This is a genomic window from Haloquadratum walsbyi C23, assembly GCF_000237865.1.
Classification (GTDB): Archaea; Halobacteriota; Halobacteria; order Halobacteriales; family Haloferacaceae; genus Haloquadratum; species Haloquadratum walsbyi.
Map to the genome: position 1 here is coordinate 2,413,676 of NC_017459.1, position 15,555 is coordinate 2,429,230.

At 49.4% G+C, this 15,555-nt stretch carries 11 protein-coding genes and 1 pseudogene; 5 read left to right on the plus strand and 7 right to left on the minus strand.

Features of this window, described 5'->3' with window-relative positions; genetic code table 11:
* Positions 1 to 67: 67 nt before the first annotated feature.
* Positions 68 to 1,088, minus strand: a protein-coding gene (locus tag HQRW_RS15310; protein WP_149031554.1) for an IS630 family transposase whose coding sequence is annotated in 2 segments (ribosomal slippage) — positions 68 to 586 and positions 588 to 1,088 — 1,020 coding nt in all. Because the reading frame shifts where the segments join, the coding sequence is not laid out codon by codon here.
* Between the two features lie 1,003 nt (positions 1,089 to 2,091).
* On the opposite strand from HQRW_RS15310, the gene HQRW_RS10800 reads away from it, so the two are divergent.
* A complete protein-coding gene (locus HQRW_RS10800; RefSeq protein WP_014556611.1) occupies positions 2,092 to 3,183 on the plus strand; it encodes a glycosyltransferase family 4 protein in 1,092 nt (363 codons plus the stop codon).
* A gap of 71 nt (positions 3,184 to 3,254) precedes the next feature.
* Here HQRW_RS10800 and asnB read toward each other — a convergent pair whose 3' ends face one another.
* On the minus strand, positions 3,255 to 5,150 hold the full coding sequence (gene asnB / locus HQRW_RS10805) for an asparagine synthase (glutamine-hydrolyzing) (RefSeq protein ID WP_014556612.1): 1,896 nt from the start codon (positions 5,148 to 5,150) through the stop codon (positions 3,255 to 3,257).
* Between the two features lie 133 nt (positions 5,151 to 5,283).
* On the opposite strand from asnB, the gene HQRW_RS15150 reads away from it, so the two are divergent.
* On the plus strand, positions 5,284 to 6,738 hold the full coding sequence (locus tag HQRW_RS15150; protein ID WP_014556613.1) for an IS66-like element ISHwa11 family transposase: 1,455 nt from the start codon (positions 5,284 to 5,286) through the stop codon (positions 6,736 to 6,738).
* A 53-nt stretch (positions 6,739 to 6,791) separates the two neighbouring features.
* Here HQRW_RS15150 and HQRW_RS10815 read toward each other — a convergent pair whose 3' ends face one another.
* A complete protein-coding gene (locus HQRW_RS10815) occupies positions 6,792 to 8,150 on the minus strand; it encodes a sulfatase-like hydrolase/transferase (protein WP_014556614.1) in 1,359 nt (452 codons plus the stop codon).
* Positions 8,151 to 8,257: 107 nt separating this feature from the next.
* Between HQRW_RS10815 and HQRW_RS10820 the strand changes: the two genes are divergently transcribed.
* Together HQRW_RS10820 and HQRW_RS15155 are read left to right on the plus strand one after the other, a co-directional pair.
* Positions 8,258 to 9,334, plus strand: coding sequence for a glycosyltransferase family 4 protein (locus HQRW_RS10820; protein ID WP_014556615.1), 1,077 nt, complete (start codon positions 8,258 to 8,260; stop codon positions 9,332 to 9,334).
* 18 nt (positions 9,335 to 9,352) lie between these two features.
* Positions 9,353 to 10,609, plus strand: coding sequence for a hypothetical protein (locus HQRW_RS15155; RefSeq protein WP_014556616.1), 1,257 nt, complete (start codon positions 9,353 to 9,355; stop codon positions 10,607 to 10,609).
* 25 nt (positions 10,610 to 10,634) lie between these two features.
* On the opposite strand, the gene HQRW_RS15635 is transcribed toward HQRW_RS15155, so the two are convergent.
* The 4 genes and pseudogenes from HQRW_RS15635 to HQRW_RS10840 form a co-directional block, all read right to left on the minus strand.
* Positions 10,635 to 10,856 (minus strand): hypothetical protein, encoded by a 222-nt coding sequence (locus HQRW_RS15635; RefSeq protein ID WP_149031555.1) that lies wholly within the window; start codon positions 10,854 to 10,856, stop codon positions 10,635 to 10,637.
* Between the two features lie 58 nt (positions 10,857 to 10,914).
* A pseudogene (locus tag HQRW_RS10830) lies at positions 10,915 to 11,914 on the minus strand (IS5-like element ISHwa14 family transposase).
* A gap of 449 nt (positions 11,915 to 12,363) precedes the next feature.
* Positions 12,364 to 13,521: an ISH3 family transposase gene (locus HQRW_RS10835; RefSeq protein ID WP_014556618.1), complete on the minus strand. Its 1,158-nt coding sequence runs from the start codon at positions 13,519 to 13,521 to the stop codon at positions 12,364 to 12,366.
* A 90-nt stretch (positions 13,522 to 13,611) separates the two neighbouring features.
* Positions 13,612 to 13,911, minus strand: coding sequence for a hypothetical protein (locus HQRW_RS10840; protein ID WP_049892013.1), 300 nt, complete (start codon positions 13,909 to 13,911; stop codon positions 13,612 to 13,614).
* An 80-nt stretch (positions 13,912 to 13,991) separates the two neighbouring features.
* Between HQRW_RS10840 and HQRW_RS10845 the strand changes: the two genes are divergently transcribed.
* Positions 13,992 to 15,164, plus strand: a complete 1,173-nt coding sequence (locus HQRW_RS10845; protein WP_014556619.1) for an ISH3 family transposase — start codon at positions 13,992 to 13,994, stop codon at positions 15,162 to 15,164.
* Positions 15,165 to 15,555: the final 391 nt, after the last annotated feature.

The following is a 15,555-nucleotide window of genomic DNA, read 5'->3' on the forward strand; positions in this document are numbered from 1 at the left end:
AACACGTCGATAGTTCAGAATAAGCGGATACTTTTGGCTGGCGGGATTCATCAGAAGCCACCTTTACTCACCGACAGAGATACTGATACACTCCGGGCGGATTAATCTCGTTCATCGCTGAGCGGATCTCACTTCGAAGTTCGTCAATTTCTCCAAAGTACTGATTACCAAGAGCTGATCTGAGTTGCCGCCAACACTCTTTGGTTGGGTTCAGCTTAGCCATCCCAGTCGGGAGATATAGAAGCTCTAGCTTCGATTTCTCGGCAAATTCTTTGACTTTCTTCGCTGTGAAATAGGAACCCTTGTCGAGAACCACGAGCAGCTTCTCTCCGAATCTTGCCTGAAGTGATTTGAGAAATCGAACCGTTGTTTCCTTGGTGAACGAACCAGCGCATTCCAAAAACAGTGTCTCACCGTCCTCGGTGAGACCGCCCAAGAAATTGATTCCATCACGAGAGGCCGACACCTTCACTGTCGGCCTCTCGTCAATCGGAAACCACGCATATCTGAGATCAGCTCCAACCGATTTCCTGAACTGATCAATCGTTACGACCAGCCTGTCTTCATCCCGTCTCCCGACTTTTTTTGAGCTCGTCGTCGTACCGCTCAAGATCTTCCTCATCAGCTGAGGCTGGTTCTGGCCGAGGTTTCTTCCAGGAAACCTCGGCCTCTCTCATTAGTCGCTGAACGTGACGCCGGGAATGTGCAACATCAAACTCAGATATGAGGTGTTGTTGAGCAAGTATACTCGACCAAGCAGCCACGTCGTATCCAGCCTCTTCGGGTGATTGGTTGAGTGTTTCAGCAAATTGGTGGAACTGTTCGTCAGAGAGTTCAGGTGGTCTTCCTGACCGTTCGTCGTCATAGAGCGCGTCTTCAAAGTCGCGCTCTTCGAAGCGATCTAACCAGTTGTACACTGTCTGACGAGGCCACCCGTATTTTTCCTCAATACCACCTGGAGATAGCCCAGCGAGATATTCGCGTGCAGCAGTAAGACGCTTGATTGCTTTCGGATCACGCTCGTCCGCGAGTTGCTCGCGGACGCGCTCAACTGAAAGATCGGGAATCTTGTTCCCGTCCTTGACCATACATAAACAAGGTTCCTCCGTGTATCAAAACTTTCGGCGTCAAGTATTGTTGAGACAGTGACTGAGCACACTAAACTAGTAGTATTTGACAATCTCTCGGCTGTGTAATCAGGTTCACACACACGACTCTCGTGATCGTTTACTGGAGAAAGCTCCAGTGCTACCTGCGCGACTCGATAATCTTAGAATGAATCTGTTTAAATATCTATATGAATACACCATCGCGTATAAGACCTAATTTATTATTCAAATGATACGACGATATTTACTCAGTCGGATCTGCAGCACCGTGGGGATTCGAGTCCCACCTCAGAAGCGATTCATAAATGACCTGAAATCTTTGAAAAGTCATATTTATTATGGTTTCCTCGATATAAAAAGCACGCAAATGATGAGGGAACGGTTCGAGTTATGAATTGACGAGTCATGAATTATAGGTCTGCCGGTAATTACATGCTCTGATAGTGATTAGTTCGAATAGTTTCACCGGCGGTGTCGAATGACGCGGGTTCAGCGTCTCATATCACGGCACGGATAATCACGGCGGTAAAGACTCGCACTAATACCTATGAGGTGGTCACGCCTTTCAGGTCTGCTACCGAAAACTCACACTCAAACCCAGGTGTTTCAGTTAGGCCATTTAGCTTGCCCGAGCCAACCTCAGAGCAATGATAAGATGTCAGAAGAAGTGGACGATGCGATCGGCACTTTATTTTGTTGCTGAGCTTTTTTGCTTTCATCCTGATTCTAGTCCTTGGCTTTGGATTGCAGTGATGTTGTTATTTAAAAGGCTAGTTTATATATCAATGGCCGTAGCCACACTCACTGCTAGACAGCCTCAATATTTTTGTTCCGCAAATACATGTTGAGTGAATCATCTTGAATCAAGCCGCAAAGCCCTCTCGAACAATGACGCGACTTACTCCCGTAAGGGAGAGAGGGGATATACGCTCGTCTCTCTATCAGCAGTTTCATTATATCTGGACAAATATTGGGAACAAAGATGCGCATTCTCCGGGTAACCCAGAAAACATATCCTGAGGTGAAAGGTGGTGCGTCCTACCACACCCATGCTCTGAGTCGGGATCAAACCAAAATGGGTCACGATGTGACGTTACTCACGATCCGGCAAGACAGTTCATTGCCACACATTGAAGAACGCGATGGGTATACTGTGGTTCGGTTTGATTCATTCTGTTCACCACTAGGAAACCATATTAGTCTCGGGTTGGCACAGTATCTACAGAACGCGGATAACTTTGATGTAATCCACGCACACTCACATTTATATTTTGCAACAAATTTAGCGGCAGTGAAACGACACCTAGGGCACACACCATTGGCAATCACAAACCACGGGTTGTTTAGTCAAAATGCGCCGGAGTGGGTTTTTAAATTGTATCTGCAGACAGTTGGTCGCTGGACATTCAATCAAGCCGATCAAATCTTTTGTTATACGGAAGAGGATAAATGTCGCGTGCGTGACCTCGGTGTTCGGAGTCCGATTGCGGTTGTCTCGAATGGGATCGATACCGAGCGGTTCACGACCGATGGTGCCGAGAGTGAATCGATCGATGCTGATGGACCAGTCGTATTATTTGTTGGACGGTTCGTTGAGGGGAAACGACCACAACTGGCGGTTGAGGCGTTTGCGAAGGTCACAGAGTCAAAGCCAGATGCAGAACTGTATCTCTGTGGAGAGGGGCCACTACGCGAGGCGTTAGAACATCGAGCAGCGGAGTTGGGTGTTAGAGAGGGAGTGACGTTTCTCGGGCAGGTTCCCTACGAAGAGATGCCCAGCGTGTATCGGTCGGCCGATGTGTTGGTATTGCCAAGTCGCGCCGAGGGCGTGCCACGAACGATCATGGAGGCACTGTCGTCGGGCGTTCCCGTCGTGAGTTCGGATCTTCCGCAGGTTCGATCGGCGTTTGGTGAGGCTGTAGCGTATGTGGGATCTGGAGACGGTACTTTATTTGGTGATCGGCTATCTAGCGTTTTGGATCGATCCACGGTTGGTTTCTTAGATAGCGCGTTTCAGTGGAAACAGACGGTTGAGGAAACGACAGCAGCATTGCAAAGGATTGCATTGTCGTAGCCCTCTCCGTATCGAATGTACATAGCTGTGGAGCCAGAGTAAAGCCTCTCAGTGTCGAATTTGAAAATAGTCTACGACGAAGGCGAAAGCATCTTAGAATCAATCATCCGGTTATGCCAACGAGCGAAAACATATGCGCTCCAGAGGAATTTTTCGTGATCAGAATTGCCTGTCTGATGTTCTTCAAGCGCTTTCAATATCGACTGTGTATCTAACAAATCAGTATCCAATCTATGCACAGTCTCACAAAACTCATCAGCAAGCTCATCTTTGAACCATTCTCCGATGGGCATATCGAACCCTTGCTTGCTCCGCTGAAGAATCGCCTCGGGCAATCGATCCGCAAACGCATGTTTCAAGATTCTTTTTTGTGTATTCCGGGTAATCTTGAATTCGGTCGGCAACGAGAGAGCATATTCAACGACATTCGTATCAAGAAATGGAACACGCACCTCAAGTGAATTGTACATGCTTGCAAGATCAGTTTTATGTAAAATCTGGTTTGGAAGACCAAACTGGGTATCGACTGCCAGCATTTGTGAGAGGTCATCAGTGGCAGCAGTAACAGCTATCGATTGGTTGGAATGTGCTTCATGTAGCCGCTCACGTCCAGCTCTGGCTGAATTATCTGCCTCCAATGGGGTTAGAGACCCGTCTGTGAGAGTGCGGTTCCATGCAAAGTGTCTATCTACAGTATCTTCTGCACCACCCCGAAGGAATTTCTGTGCCTTTCGGATCAATTCACCACGCCGTTCCGACCGAGACGCCTCTAATCGATTAATTACTGGGGCAACAATCTTATTTCGGAGTTGTTGAGGTATTTTACGATAGTACTTCGAATAGTATTCTCCACGATACTTACTGTAGCCTGCAAAGAGTTCGTCTGCACCGTCGCCAGACAATGCGACCTTCACATCGCGGCTTGTCTCTCGTGAGATAACATACGCCGGGATCAATGAAGGATCTGCAAACGGTTCTCCGAGTTTATCAACGACTGCTGGAATCGTCTCTCGAACCTCATCTGAGGTAACTGTGAACTCGGTGTGGTCAGTTTCGTGATACTCGGCGACTTCTTGTGCAGCCCACGATTCGTCGAACAGTGACTGTTCAAACCCAACACTGAATGTTTTCACCGGATCATCCATTAGATCTGACATTGTACCAACAACGATACTCGAGTCAATGCCTCCACTGAGAAAAGCGCCTAATTCGACATCGCTCATTAAGCGTCGTTCAACAGCAGTTTCAATCTGTTGTCGAAGTTCAGTGGAAGCTTCCTCAAATGATGGCGATTGTGTTGAGATATTTGGAGTATAAAAATGCTCGTGAGAACGACCGTCCTCATCGATAATGACGAGTTCACCGGGATTGAGTTTCTGAATATTGGAAAAAATCGTACGTGGCGCTGGGATCTGACCGAAGGCAAAGTATTCGGCTACCGCTTGCTCACTGATCCCACCGTGGTCAACGGTTGAACTAAGAAGCGGTTGGAGTTCTGAGGCAAAGCTCATAGTCTCCCCATCATCAGCAAGTAAGAGTGGCTTGATGCCCATTCGGTCACGTGCAAGTAATAATTGTTGTGCATCGACATCCCATAACGCGAACGCAAACATCCCTTTGAGCCGTTCTACAAAGGAGGAGCCGTACTCTTCATACAGGTGGACAAGCACCTCGGTATCTGTTTCTGTTGTAAACGTATGGTTTGTTTCAATATCTTCCCTCAATTGATTATAATTATAAATCTCGCCATTAAAAATAACACATATTGTATGGTTTTCGTTAAAAATTGGCTGCTGTCCTGTCTCAATTCCGACAATACTGAGCCGGCGATGAGCAAAACCGACCGCGCCCTCACGGTAATACCCAGACTCGTCTGGACCACGATATTTAATACAATCGTTCATCTGTTCAAGTACACCTGCTGCCGGGAGCGACTGTGTCGAATAGATGCCTGCAATACCACACACTGATTTATTCAGGTTTCATGACTACTAATAAATAAACGTACGTAATCAATAACATCACTGTAGTTGGATAGCAGCTCCATGCCAAGACGATTTCGTAGCAGTCTCATAGATCGTTCATCAATACGGAACTACTGTGTCGCTGAGGAGTCGCGGATCAACGGAATCGACAGATTCCGTGATCCGCACCGATGATAGTTCGCTACTCCGCCAGCAGCTGGTAATCAAAGAGCTTGAGAACCGGTTTCTACGCCGCCAGATCACTACACAACAACAGGAGATCGAACAGCTTGAGGCTCGCCTCAAGCAGTACGAAAACCCAAACACACCACCCAGTAAGCAGGGTGGTGCGGCTAAATCACCTGGTAGAGACGATCAAGACGGGGATGAAGACGAAGAATCTGAAGAAGATGATGCTGGCGGCGACCCTGACGCCGCCAGCGACTCTTCACCAGGACGGAGTGAAGGTCACGAAGGGACAACTCGACCGCCACCAGAACCCGAAGAGACGATTCGGGTTGATCAGGGATACTGTCCAGACTGTGAGCAAATCCTCTCGAACCCTGAGAACTACGTCTCACAAACTGTTATCGATGTCCCGCTTCCTGTTCCAACCACCGTCGTAAAGTACGAACTCGGTAAACACCACTGTTCGTGCGGAAACGAGGTCGTTGCTGAGCATCCCGACTGCCCAAAAAAGGGGCGGTTTGGGCCAAATATCATGGCCCAAACCGCTCTCAGTCGGTTCCATCAACGACTGCCAAACCGGAAGCAAGCCGAGCTATTTGACTGGGAGCTTGATCATCCAGTCTCCCACCGGACGATCTACAACCTGACCAAGCGGGTCGCAGACCGGCTGCGACCCGCATACAACGATATCAAAGAGAAGATTCGGGAGAGTAATGTCGTCTACTGCGACGAAACAGGCTTTCCGGTTGACGGAGAGCAACACTGGGCGTGGACGTTCGTCACTGATGACGAGGTGCTGTTCTGGGTTGATGAGAGCCGTGGAAGTGGAGTCTTAGAAGACGTCCTCGGCGAGGAATTCGCCGAGGACTCGACGCTCAGTTGTGACGGTTGGTCAGCGTATTCGAGTTATCACACGAAACTTCAGCGGTGCTGGGCGCACCTGTCACGGGAGGCTGAGTACGTCGCTGAACGGTACGAGGAAGCAGAGCGGCTGTCTGAAGAGTTGCATGCACTCCACGACGATCTAACGACGTTCGTCGAAGGAGAGCCGTCGGCTTCCGCCCGCGAACAGAAGCGGGCGGAAGCGTCCTTGCACTTAGAGGGGCTGATTAGGGAAGATTACGAGGTCCGAGAGGTTCAGCAGCTGATCAAGAAGATCAGCAACGGGTTGGGTCATTGGCTGACGTTCATGACTGAGCCAGGCGTTGACTCGACGAATAATCGCGCAGAGCGGGCTCTGCGCGAGCAAGTAGTCCTTCGGAAGATGTTTCGGACCCTCCGTTCGGCAGAAGGGGTCCAGATTCACGAGACAATAACAACGATGTTGGCGACGTGGAAACGACGAGGACTTGATCCACCTGAACAGCTCCAGTCAATTCTAGGTGGGAGAGAGCTTCGGTAAGGACAAGAGGCATCACTGGGCGGTGTCTCTTGGTCTCGCTATCCAACTACACATCACTCAAGATATCCAAGCTCCTTCAGATGTTCCTCAATCATTTCTTCGTCCTCAACTGCTTCACGCTTTTTATTTCTGTCTTTATCCATCGCGTCTAAATGGGCATCTACAGCATTGGTTAATGATTGATACACGTCAGATTCATTCTCTTGCTTGTCTTTAGATGGATCTTCTATGGGATTTGAATCTAGATCAAGCAATAGCTCACCGTCCTCATGATGACGCAGTAGCTTCCAATTGTCAGCACGTCGTACTGCAACAAGATTTCTATTTAACTCAGCTCCAACGTCAATAAACACAAACTCACGTTCAGGGTTAACCACATTTGCAGACGGATAGATGTTTTTCCCGACCCACTCGGTTGGTGTATCAATCCCTGCGAGAGCTAGTATTGTTGGCGGGAGATCAACCAGACTAATCTGATCAGTTATTTTTGCATCTTTATTATCGGGTGCTGAAATAGCGCAAGGAACATGTATTACCTCTTCCCAAAACCGTTGTGGGTGTCCACCCAGCCCGTGTTCCCCGTGCATTTCACCGTGATCTGCAGTGAATATGATAAGTGTATTATCATCTACTTTCTGACATATATATGTGAATAAGTCACCGAGCTTATCATCTAAATACGCACATTCAGACTTATATAACCGTTGTTGCATTTTCCACTCTGATTCGTTGAGATCTTCAGGATGGTGAACCGCTTTCTGTGCGATTTTTTGTGAGTGGCGTCTAGAGATGGGTTCATCCAAATATTGGACCTGATATGTATCAGGTGCTTCGTATGGCGCATGTGTGTCCATTGGGTGGAGCCACGCAAACCACTCGGTACTCTGATCCTGAATCCACTGCTTAAGTTGAGAGATAAGTGACTCAGCACGCACAAATCGTGTCTCTCTCCCGCGTAAATTCACAATAATATCATCTGTCAAATGATAGCCCTTGAGAAGAGACTGATACAAGATGCCGTCATGATCTAAGCGTTCTCGAACGATTTGCTTGAGCTGCTTATCAGATGAGGTCGCCCCAGCGTCAAACATTGAGTCCATCCCACGGTCATAATTATACTCACTGCTGGCGAAGCGATTATCGGTGAAACCAGCAGTTACATACCCTTTCTTTTGAAGTACCTCTGCAAGAGTTGGTCGTGGATCGTTTGCGCAGGGAATCCCGAAGCCCTCGGTTGAGGCTGAGTATCGCCCTCCCAATAGAGCGGGAAATGACCACGGTGTCCCAGGTCCATTCGCATAGCACCGCACATATTCCACTCCTTGATTAATGAACTCACTTGTTGCAGGCATCAGACTTGGAGTTACATGATCTGCACGCAGAGCATCAACGGTGATATAGAGAATGTTCATGAGCAATCTCTAATTTAGGACATATAAAATCCTGTTTGTTGTGATGTTGGTTGCGATCTAGAATCGAGTCATGAGAATTTTGTATGCTGGTGCCACAGTAGTTATCAATGCCAGCCAATCATGCAATACAACTGACATACCTGATTACTGGGCTTCAGTATGGTGGTGCGAACATCGGGATGGTTCGCCTACTTAATGGGCTAGATCCAGAGCGATACGATATTACCGTCATTTCAGTTGTTGAGACACCAGATGATATCGTTTCCTTACTTCCTGAATCTGCTACTCTTTATCGATTACATATCTCACAACCGACCGAGATCCACCGGATAATAAAATTGTTTCAGTTACTGCGTGGCACCCATGTGTTGGTGTGTTCACTCTTCCATGCAAGTGCCGTTGGTGTTCCAATTGGACGGTTATTGCGTATCCCCAAAGTCTTGATCTGGCAGCATAGTATCAGATTCAAGTCAAAGGTGCGTCAAGGGGTGTATCGCGTACTTTATCAATTAAGCGATCAGGTTTTAGCAGATTCAGATGCAGTATCGGTCATGATTTCAGAGAAATTTGGGATTTCCAGTCATAATATTTCTCAGCTGCCGATTGCTGGTATTGATACAAAAGAATACGGTCCAAAGTGTTTTGACTCTAATATTGAAGAGCAGTTGAAAATTGGTACGATAGCTCGGCTCGTTGAAGAAAAGGGTGTTTTTGATGTAATATCTTGTGCAGAATCTCTTGGGAATCAGTTTCAATTCGAAGTTATTGGTGAAGGGGAGCAACGCCCTGAACTCACCAACCAAGCTCCAGCGAACGTAACATTTCATGGTGCAGTTGATAATGATTCAATCCCGAATTATTTATCGAATTTTGATATTTATTTCCAACCATCGAAACATGAAGGACTGTGTATGACGGCAATCGAAGCAATGGCTTGTGGGCTCCCAGTTGTCGCCAGCAGTGTCGGCGGCATCACGGAATCTGTTGTCCCTGGCGAAACAGGCTATTTATGCGAGGCAGGCGATATTGAATGCTTTTGCAATCGACTCCAACAGCTTAGAGCAGATCCCGATTTGAGAAATGAGATGGGGGCTGCTGGCCGACACCGAGTTCAAGCTCGGTATTCACAAGCAGTGCTAGTTGATCGGTTTGAGCAGGTACTCATGAAAACCAAAACTGTATAATCTGGACACGCTCAATATATGAGTATGGTCCTTGGATGGATCGTTGCATCTGTATTTGTCATTCTGCTTAGTGGGATGTTGGCAGGCTATCTCACACGCTGTCAAGCCCCACACAATCTTTGGCGACTCGCATTCGGTGCATTTAGTCTCCGAATTGGATATGTGTTTTTCGACAGTATCGTTGGCTTCTACTCTGGTGGTGGCGACGAAAGCGGATATGAAACCACTATTTGGTTTGTCGCACAGCAGTGGCAATCTGGTGTGCTGTTTGCACCATTACAGTATGGACTTGCACCTGGTAATACTGCAAACTATATGCTTCTCTATACGACTCTCTTCTCACCGGCGTATGCTTTCTTCGGACGTATACAACTGCTCCCCCGACTACAGATGGCTCTCATCGGCTCCTTTGTAGTGGTTAATGTGTATCTGATTGCGAATCTGCTGTGGGATCATCAGGCTGGCATGATTGCAGGAGGGATTACTATGATTTTTCCGTATTGGGTTGTTTTAAGTGGTATTCTGTACCGAGATATGCTTATTATCTTTTTCCTCTCAGCTGTGGTGTATTTCACTGTTCGATGGCAGTCCGGCGAACACACACGCCGTCTATTGCTCTTAGTTGTGGTGACAACGGTATCGGCAGTTAGCCTCCGACTCCAGAATCTGTTTGTGATCGGCGCATTGTTTGCCACGGCAGCTCTACTCTTCATTGGTCGTGATGTACGGGGATTGGTTACATCGACTGCTGTTGGGATATTATTTGTTGGGCTTATGTACGCTCGATTTGGTAAAGAAATCCTTCTCAGTGAGCTGGCGGGGCGGCGGTCTTGGCTCGCTCGCTCTGCACCGGGGAGCTATCTCACCGGATTGACGTATGAATCGCTGTACGAATTATTCGTGTTTGCTCCAATCGGTGCTCTTCACTTTGCGTTGGTTCCGTTTCCATGGCATGTAGTTAATTTGCTCTCGACGATTGCATTCCTGCAGAATCTGGTATTATGGTATCCTGTTGTGATATGTGCCCTCTTTGGATTCCGAGATGTACTTACTCGGCAACGTGGCTCGGAGCTTGTGTTACCGCTGATCGTATTCAGCCTTGCTGGGTTACTTGGATATGGTCTCGTAGAAGGAAATGTCGGTCCAGCAATGCGTCATCGCTCTCAGTTTCAATTTGTTTTTTTTATTTTAGCAGGCGTTGCTGTTTCACGTCGGCTTTCAGTCAAACTTTCTGATAGGTGTGTAACCAGTTCAGATGAGATTCGCAATACATAATTCTATGATTAGCTTATTATTTATATCATAGGCTTTGTGATCGCTCAGTAACAACATTATTTTGAATCTCTCGGCTTGATTTATTAGTCAACTCAGAAGTGATCTGCCGTCGATTGCCTGTATTAATTTCCAGCCAAGGAATACGTATTACTGGTTCGTCGTACATCCCACGCGGATGACCACATTCTTTGATTGGAATCGGTGATGCATGTTCCCCAATATGGTTACCATGGTCTCCTGTAACCACTATTTTACCAAAATTATTTGTAAGTAGCTCCTCAATAGAGCCTATTATAGAAACCATCTCATAGCTTGAGCTTCTCGCGGCCAGGGTCGTCTCCCCCGCTCGAAGTTGGTGATTGCAACGACGAGACGGAGACACAGCGCAAGGAACACTTCTGTTCGTGCGTGGACGCGGCCTCGGGCGCGGACGTGCCCGAGACCGCAGTCCTTGACCGCATCGTTGGTTCGTTCGACTCCTGTCCGGTTATTGTACGTCTCATCTAAGATGGATTGCTTGAGCTGAACCCCCTCGCTGTGTTCTTCGATACGGTCTTCGACTCTGTACTCGATGTCTTTCGGGTCGGTAGTGTTTCGTGGATTGTACGGGGCGACTGGCACGACACCTGCGGTCAGCAGGTGGTCGTGCCAGTCGAGGATATCGTAGGCGCTGTCTCCGAGCATCCAGATTGGTGTATCGACGGCGAGCGCGTCACGTGTGACGCGCATCGCCGTCTCCTGATCCGCTTGTTTAGCCTGTGTGAACTCCGCTGCTATCGGGATCTTTGCGCCGGTTGAGACGAGTGTACAGCCGAAGCCGTAGTAGTACTCCTCGGCTGTTGGGTCGTAGTTCCACGAGGCGGCGTCGTTGTGCTGGATCGCTTCGACATGAGTTGAATCGATGGAGTACGTGGAGTCGAGCAGGCCGCGGGCGGCGGCCTGCTCGATGAGTCTGTCGAAAACATCGTCAACGACGTGTTCGAGATCAGTGAGAAACCGATCAATAGTGTCTCTGGACGGCGGTTTGTCGAGTCCGCAGTAGTACCAGACAAGGCTATGCTGGAGTTCTCGTGTGATCGGACAAGTGCCGTAGACATCCACGTAGTAACAGTGTAGAAAGCCGCAAAAGAGGTCTGGTGGTTTGTGAACTCGCGTTCGCCCCCGCTCGCCGGGGGCGAACACTTCGTACTCCAGTAGAAACTCGAAGTCGAGATGCTCAAACAGCGGAACCGTCTCGGTAGCCGTTGCATTCAAGAACTCGTCGACCGAAACTTCGTTTCGTAGGGCTTTGGAGCTTGTAGACACTGTCTCCAAACCCTGCTGCTTCGCATGTGAGGCTTTCTATAACAGGCTCCCTCAATATATAATTACATATTTGAGATTGTCCGTGTATATTAACAATAGTTTCTCCTGAGGGAGATTAAGTTCGCACTTAAATTTTTGATTGCAAATGGTTTCTCCTGATGGGTCTCCGCCTTTGTTATCCATTTGATGGAGGTGCTTCTTATCGGCCTCCGTTTTGGCGGGAACAAACGGATAGTCGCTAGTTGTCCACTCTACCGATAACCGCAGCCGCGAAAGTAAAACTTCACGTCCGGAAGACGTCGAAACAAGACAAAGACGCCAACAGCTGTCTCAGTGACCTAAACAGATATCGAGTTTACTACTTGTCTCTACTGAGCTCTGTGTTGAAGCCGCAATTCAGATACAGCTGTCGCTGGTCGCCAGCCTCGCTTCGCCCGAAGCGAGGCGGCTTACCCGAGTCCGTGTTCGTGCCCTGCTGGTAGTCCCTGGCCGTTCGTCTGGTGTTCATCTTTCCAGCCGAGCTCATCGTCCAGCACCTCTTCGACCCCATGGAGAAACGCGTTGTTGAACGTGAAATCGGTCGGAAGTGCTCGCCCGCCACGCCGTGGTCGGGCGAGCACTGCCCACTGCAACACAACCCACAACTGCTCCAGCAGGAACCCAACGCCCACGTAGAACAGCCGAATCGTCGTCGATGGTGTTGTTGTCAGAGCACGCGCTTTCCGGAATGTCTCGTAGCTCTTCTCAATCTGTGCCCGGTGGTTGTAGACCTGCGCCACTTGCCGCGGCGTTCGGTCTTCCAGACCGTACGCCGCGTATCCTGTCTGTTTGAGCCCTGACTTCCCGCGATCTCCGTTTTGATACGTGACGTTGACCGCCAGTGGATACGTTTGTTCGTGCTCTTTCCCTTCGCAGATTATCTCCTCAGTCATGTACGAGGAACCCGTTGTGAGCTTCTCTTCGAGGGTTTCTTTCCCGGTTCTCACCGGAAAGACCGGCGATGCTGCCTCACGGAGAACGCCGATTAACTCGCCACAGAAGGCGTCTCTGTCCATGAGAATCTGATCGATCTCGAACGGATAAGTCTCGACGCGGGCGAGCACGCGCTCGATCGCGTCGGCCTTGCTATCTTTGCCATCAACCGGTTCAACCGCCAGCGTCAGCGGCTTCCCCTGTGCAAGAACAAACGCTGTACAGTAGCGGTGACACTTTGTAGTGCCGTCGCGGGCACTCATCCGCCGGAATTCGTCTTCATCGTCTGGACAGCCGTGGAATGGGTTGTTCATGAAGTCGATGCAGATGGTTCTCGACCCGTCGCGGTCGAGAACCGTCATAGCTACCAGCGCGAGAATGTCGTTGACAGCATCAAGCATTGTCTCTTTTTCCAGCGTGTGGAGCCAATCCATCACTGTCTCCCGGTTTGGTGTGTCCTCAGTGCTGGTTGTGACACCGTTGACCGATGTCTGGTCAACAGCAGCTCGTAAAACGACTTCCATGGGTATCAACTCAAGCAACTCCATGCTAAGAGATTTCAGCTGGCTGTTCGAAATGAACTCGTCCGGATCGGTGAGGATTCGTTTGAGCTTTGGTAGGTTCACGTCACCCACATCCGGGCAGCGGATGAATCAGCTTCCTGATTCACCCGCTTCATCTGGCACTATATGTCAGCGACGGCATCACTGAGACAGAGTGGACAACTAGCGATAGTGCGGTTGAATGTAATGGACAACGAGTCGTTTATTCGGGAACTGCCCAGCAGTTTCTATTGCAGCGTCAGTCATTGTCTCGGCACGGACAGTGCCTATTTGATCGTCCCAACCCTCGTCAAGCCAAACGGTAATAATCTCATGTAAGTTGATATCCCACGTGCTACGATTCCGTTCGAGTTGGGGGTTTGCGGTGATGTAGACGGTATCGCGGAGGTCGCGTCCATCGAAATTCGCTTTGAGCCACTCTACTGTAGATGAACCTCTTGAGACTCGTGAGGAGAGAATCATCAAGTTCGGTACTTCACGAACGGTGTAATGGGCCGAATTAATCCGGTGAGTTAACCGGAAAGAAATGTCTGGTTCTGGATGTGTTAGACCTTACAGACCCAGACGGGTACCTTTCGGCATCAGAAGTCAAAGATACCGCGGAAGCGGTTATTTCTCCGCTCCCACTGCCGGGTGTCGAGGGGAGCCCCCTCGACCCCGGCGATATCTGGCTCGTTGTTATCTTTGCCTGCGTGAACGAAACCTCAATCTGGGAAACCTGCAACGAACACGATGGAACGCCCTGCGATGATACTGTTCTGGCGTGGCTTCACACACTCAATCGTGGGTGGCTCGAAGTCATTGCTAACCTCCAGCTTAGCCGCCTCGCTATGACGATTCTCGACGCAGAGCAGTCGAGAATCGTCTCTATCGACTTCATCGACAACCCCTATCACGGCGACCACTACGACGAGCAAGGAGAACTCTGCTTGATGGCTCCGAAAGATGGCACGACCACGTGCCATCGATACTGTACAGCGTACGTCGTTTCCAACGGAAAACCGGTGACGCTGGCGATGACGTACGTTCGTAACGACGAGACAGAGGCTGACGCGGTCGAGCGCGTGCTCGCCCGCGTCGAGAACTACCCCTTTGAGATCGAGTTGCTGCTTGCTGACAGCGGCTTCTTCAATGAGCGTGTGATTCGTCGGTCACGAGAGATCGCTGCCACAGTCGTTCACGTTCCAAAGAAAGGAGATCGCATGAAAAAGAAACTCGACGTGCACAAGTCGTACATGACGACCTACCGCATGTACAAAGACAGCGAGCGGGAACTCCGTGTCCCGCTCGCGGTCTCTGTCTCCTACCAGAACGGTGATCGGAACAAACACGGCGAGGTTGTCCGTGGCTACGTGGCTTGCGGCGTTACCGATCATACCGCCAAACAGGTTGAACGGATCTATCGGAAACGATCAGGCATCGAGACGACCTACCGGCTGATTCGGCAGGCACGAGGGGTCACGACAACTCGTGACCCCGTCGTTCGGTTTGCCTTCATGCTCGTGGCTGCCATTCTGGAGAACCTCTGGTTGGTGCTTCGCTGGGCCGTCGTCGCCCGCCCGCAGCGGGGCGGGCGCGACTTACCTGAAGAGTTCACGTTCTCTGTGTTTTGCGATTGGATTCGGAGGGAGTTGGAGGAGCAGTTGGAGCGACGGTGGAAGATCAAGATGAACGAGACAGGTATTCCACCGTCATACCAAACGACCGAGGGCTGACCACGGTCAGCCCTGGTCAGTCTGCCTCTGTATGAGCAACAGCTCTCTTCGAGAAGTAGTCGAAAACGGGGGAAATGAGCTGTTTGAGTGCGCACTCTGTTCGAAGTGGAAAGCAACTCACTGATTTTTGTAACTCACTCGAGAAACCATATAGAATATGACTATTCGGCCGTCACTGTCGCTGGAAGTTTCGACTCATTCGTGAAGTACCGAAGTTAACTCGTTGATTCAAGCATGTCGTATCCGCAGGCACCTAGAACGACGAGAGTATCCAATCCTCATCGAACACATCGATTCCAGCTGTATTCTCTGGATGAAGTCCAGCGCGGCGATGATACAGCTAATTAATCCCAGGTAAAAAGTGTCGAGGATTTTGGAGGGCACGGGACAA

Coding starts and splice junctions, on each gene's coding strand:
- HQRW_RS15155 (WP_014556616.1), top strand. CDS start 9,353: ATGAGTATGGTCCTTGGATGGATCGTTGCATCTGTATTTGTCATTCTG.
- HQRW_RS10840 (WP_049892013.1), bottom strand. CDS start 13,911: ATGATTCTCTCCTCACGAGTCTCAAGAGGTTCATCTACAGTAGAGTGG.
- HQRW_RS10815 (WP_014556614.1), bottom strand. CDS start 8,150: ATGAACATTCTCTATATCACCGTTGATGCTCTGCGTGCAGATCATGTA.
- HQRW_RS10820 (WP_014556615.1), top strand. CDS start 8,258: ATGCCAGCCAATCATGCAATACAACTGACATACCTGATTACTGGGCTT.
- HQRW_RS10800 (WP_014556611.1), top strand. CDS start 2,092: ATGCGCATTCTCCGGGTAACCCAGAAAACATATCCTGAGGTGAAAGGT.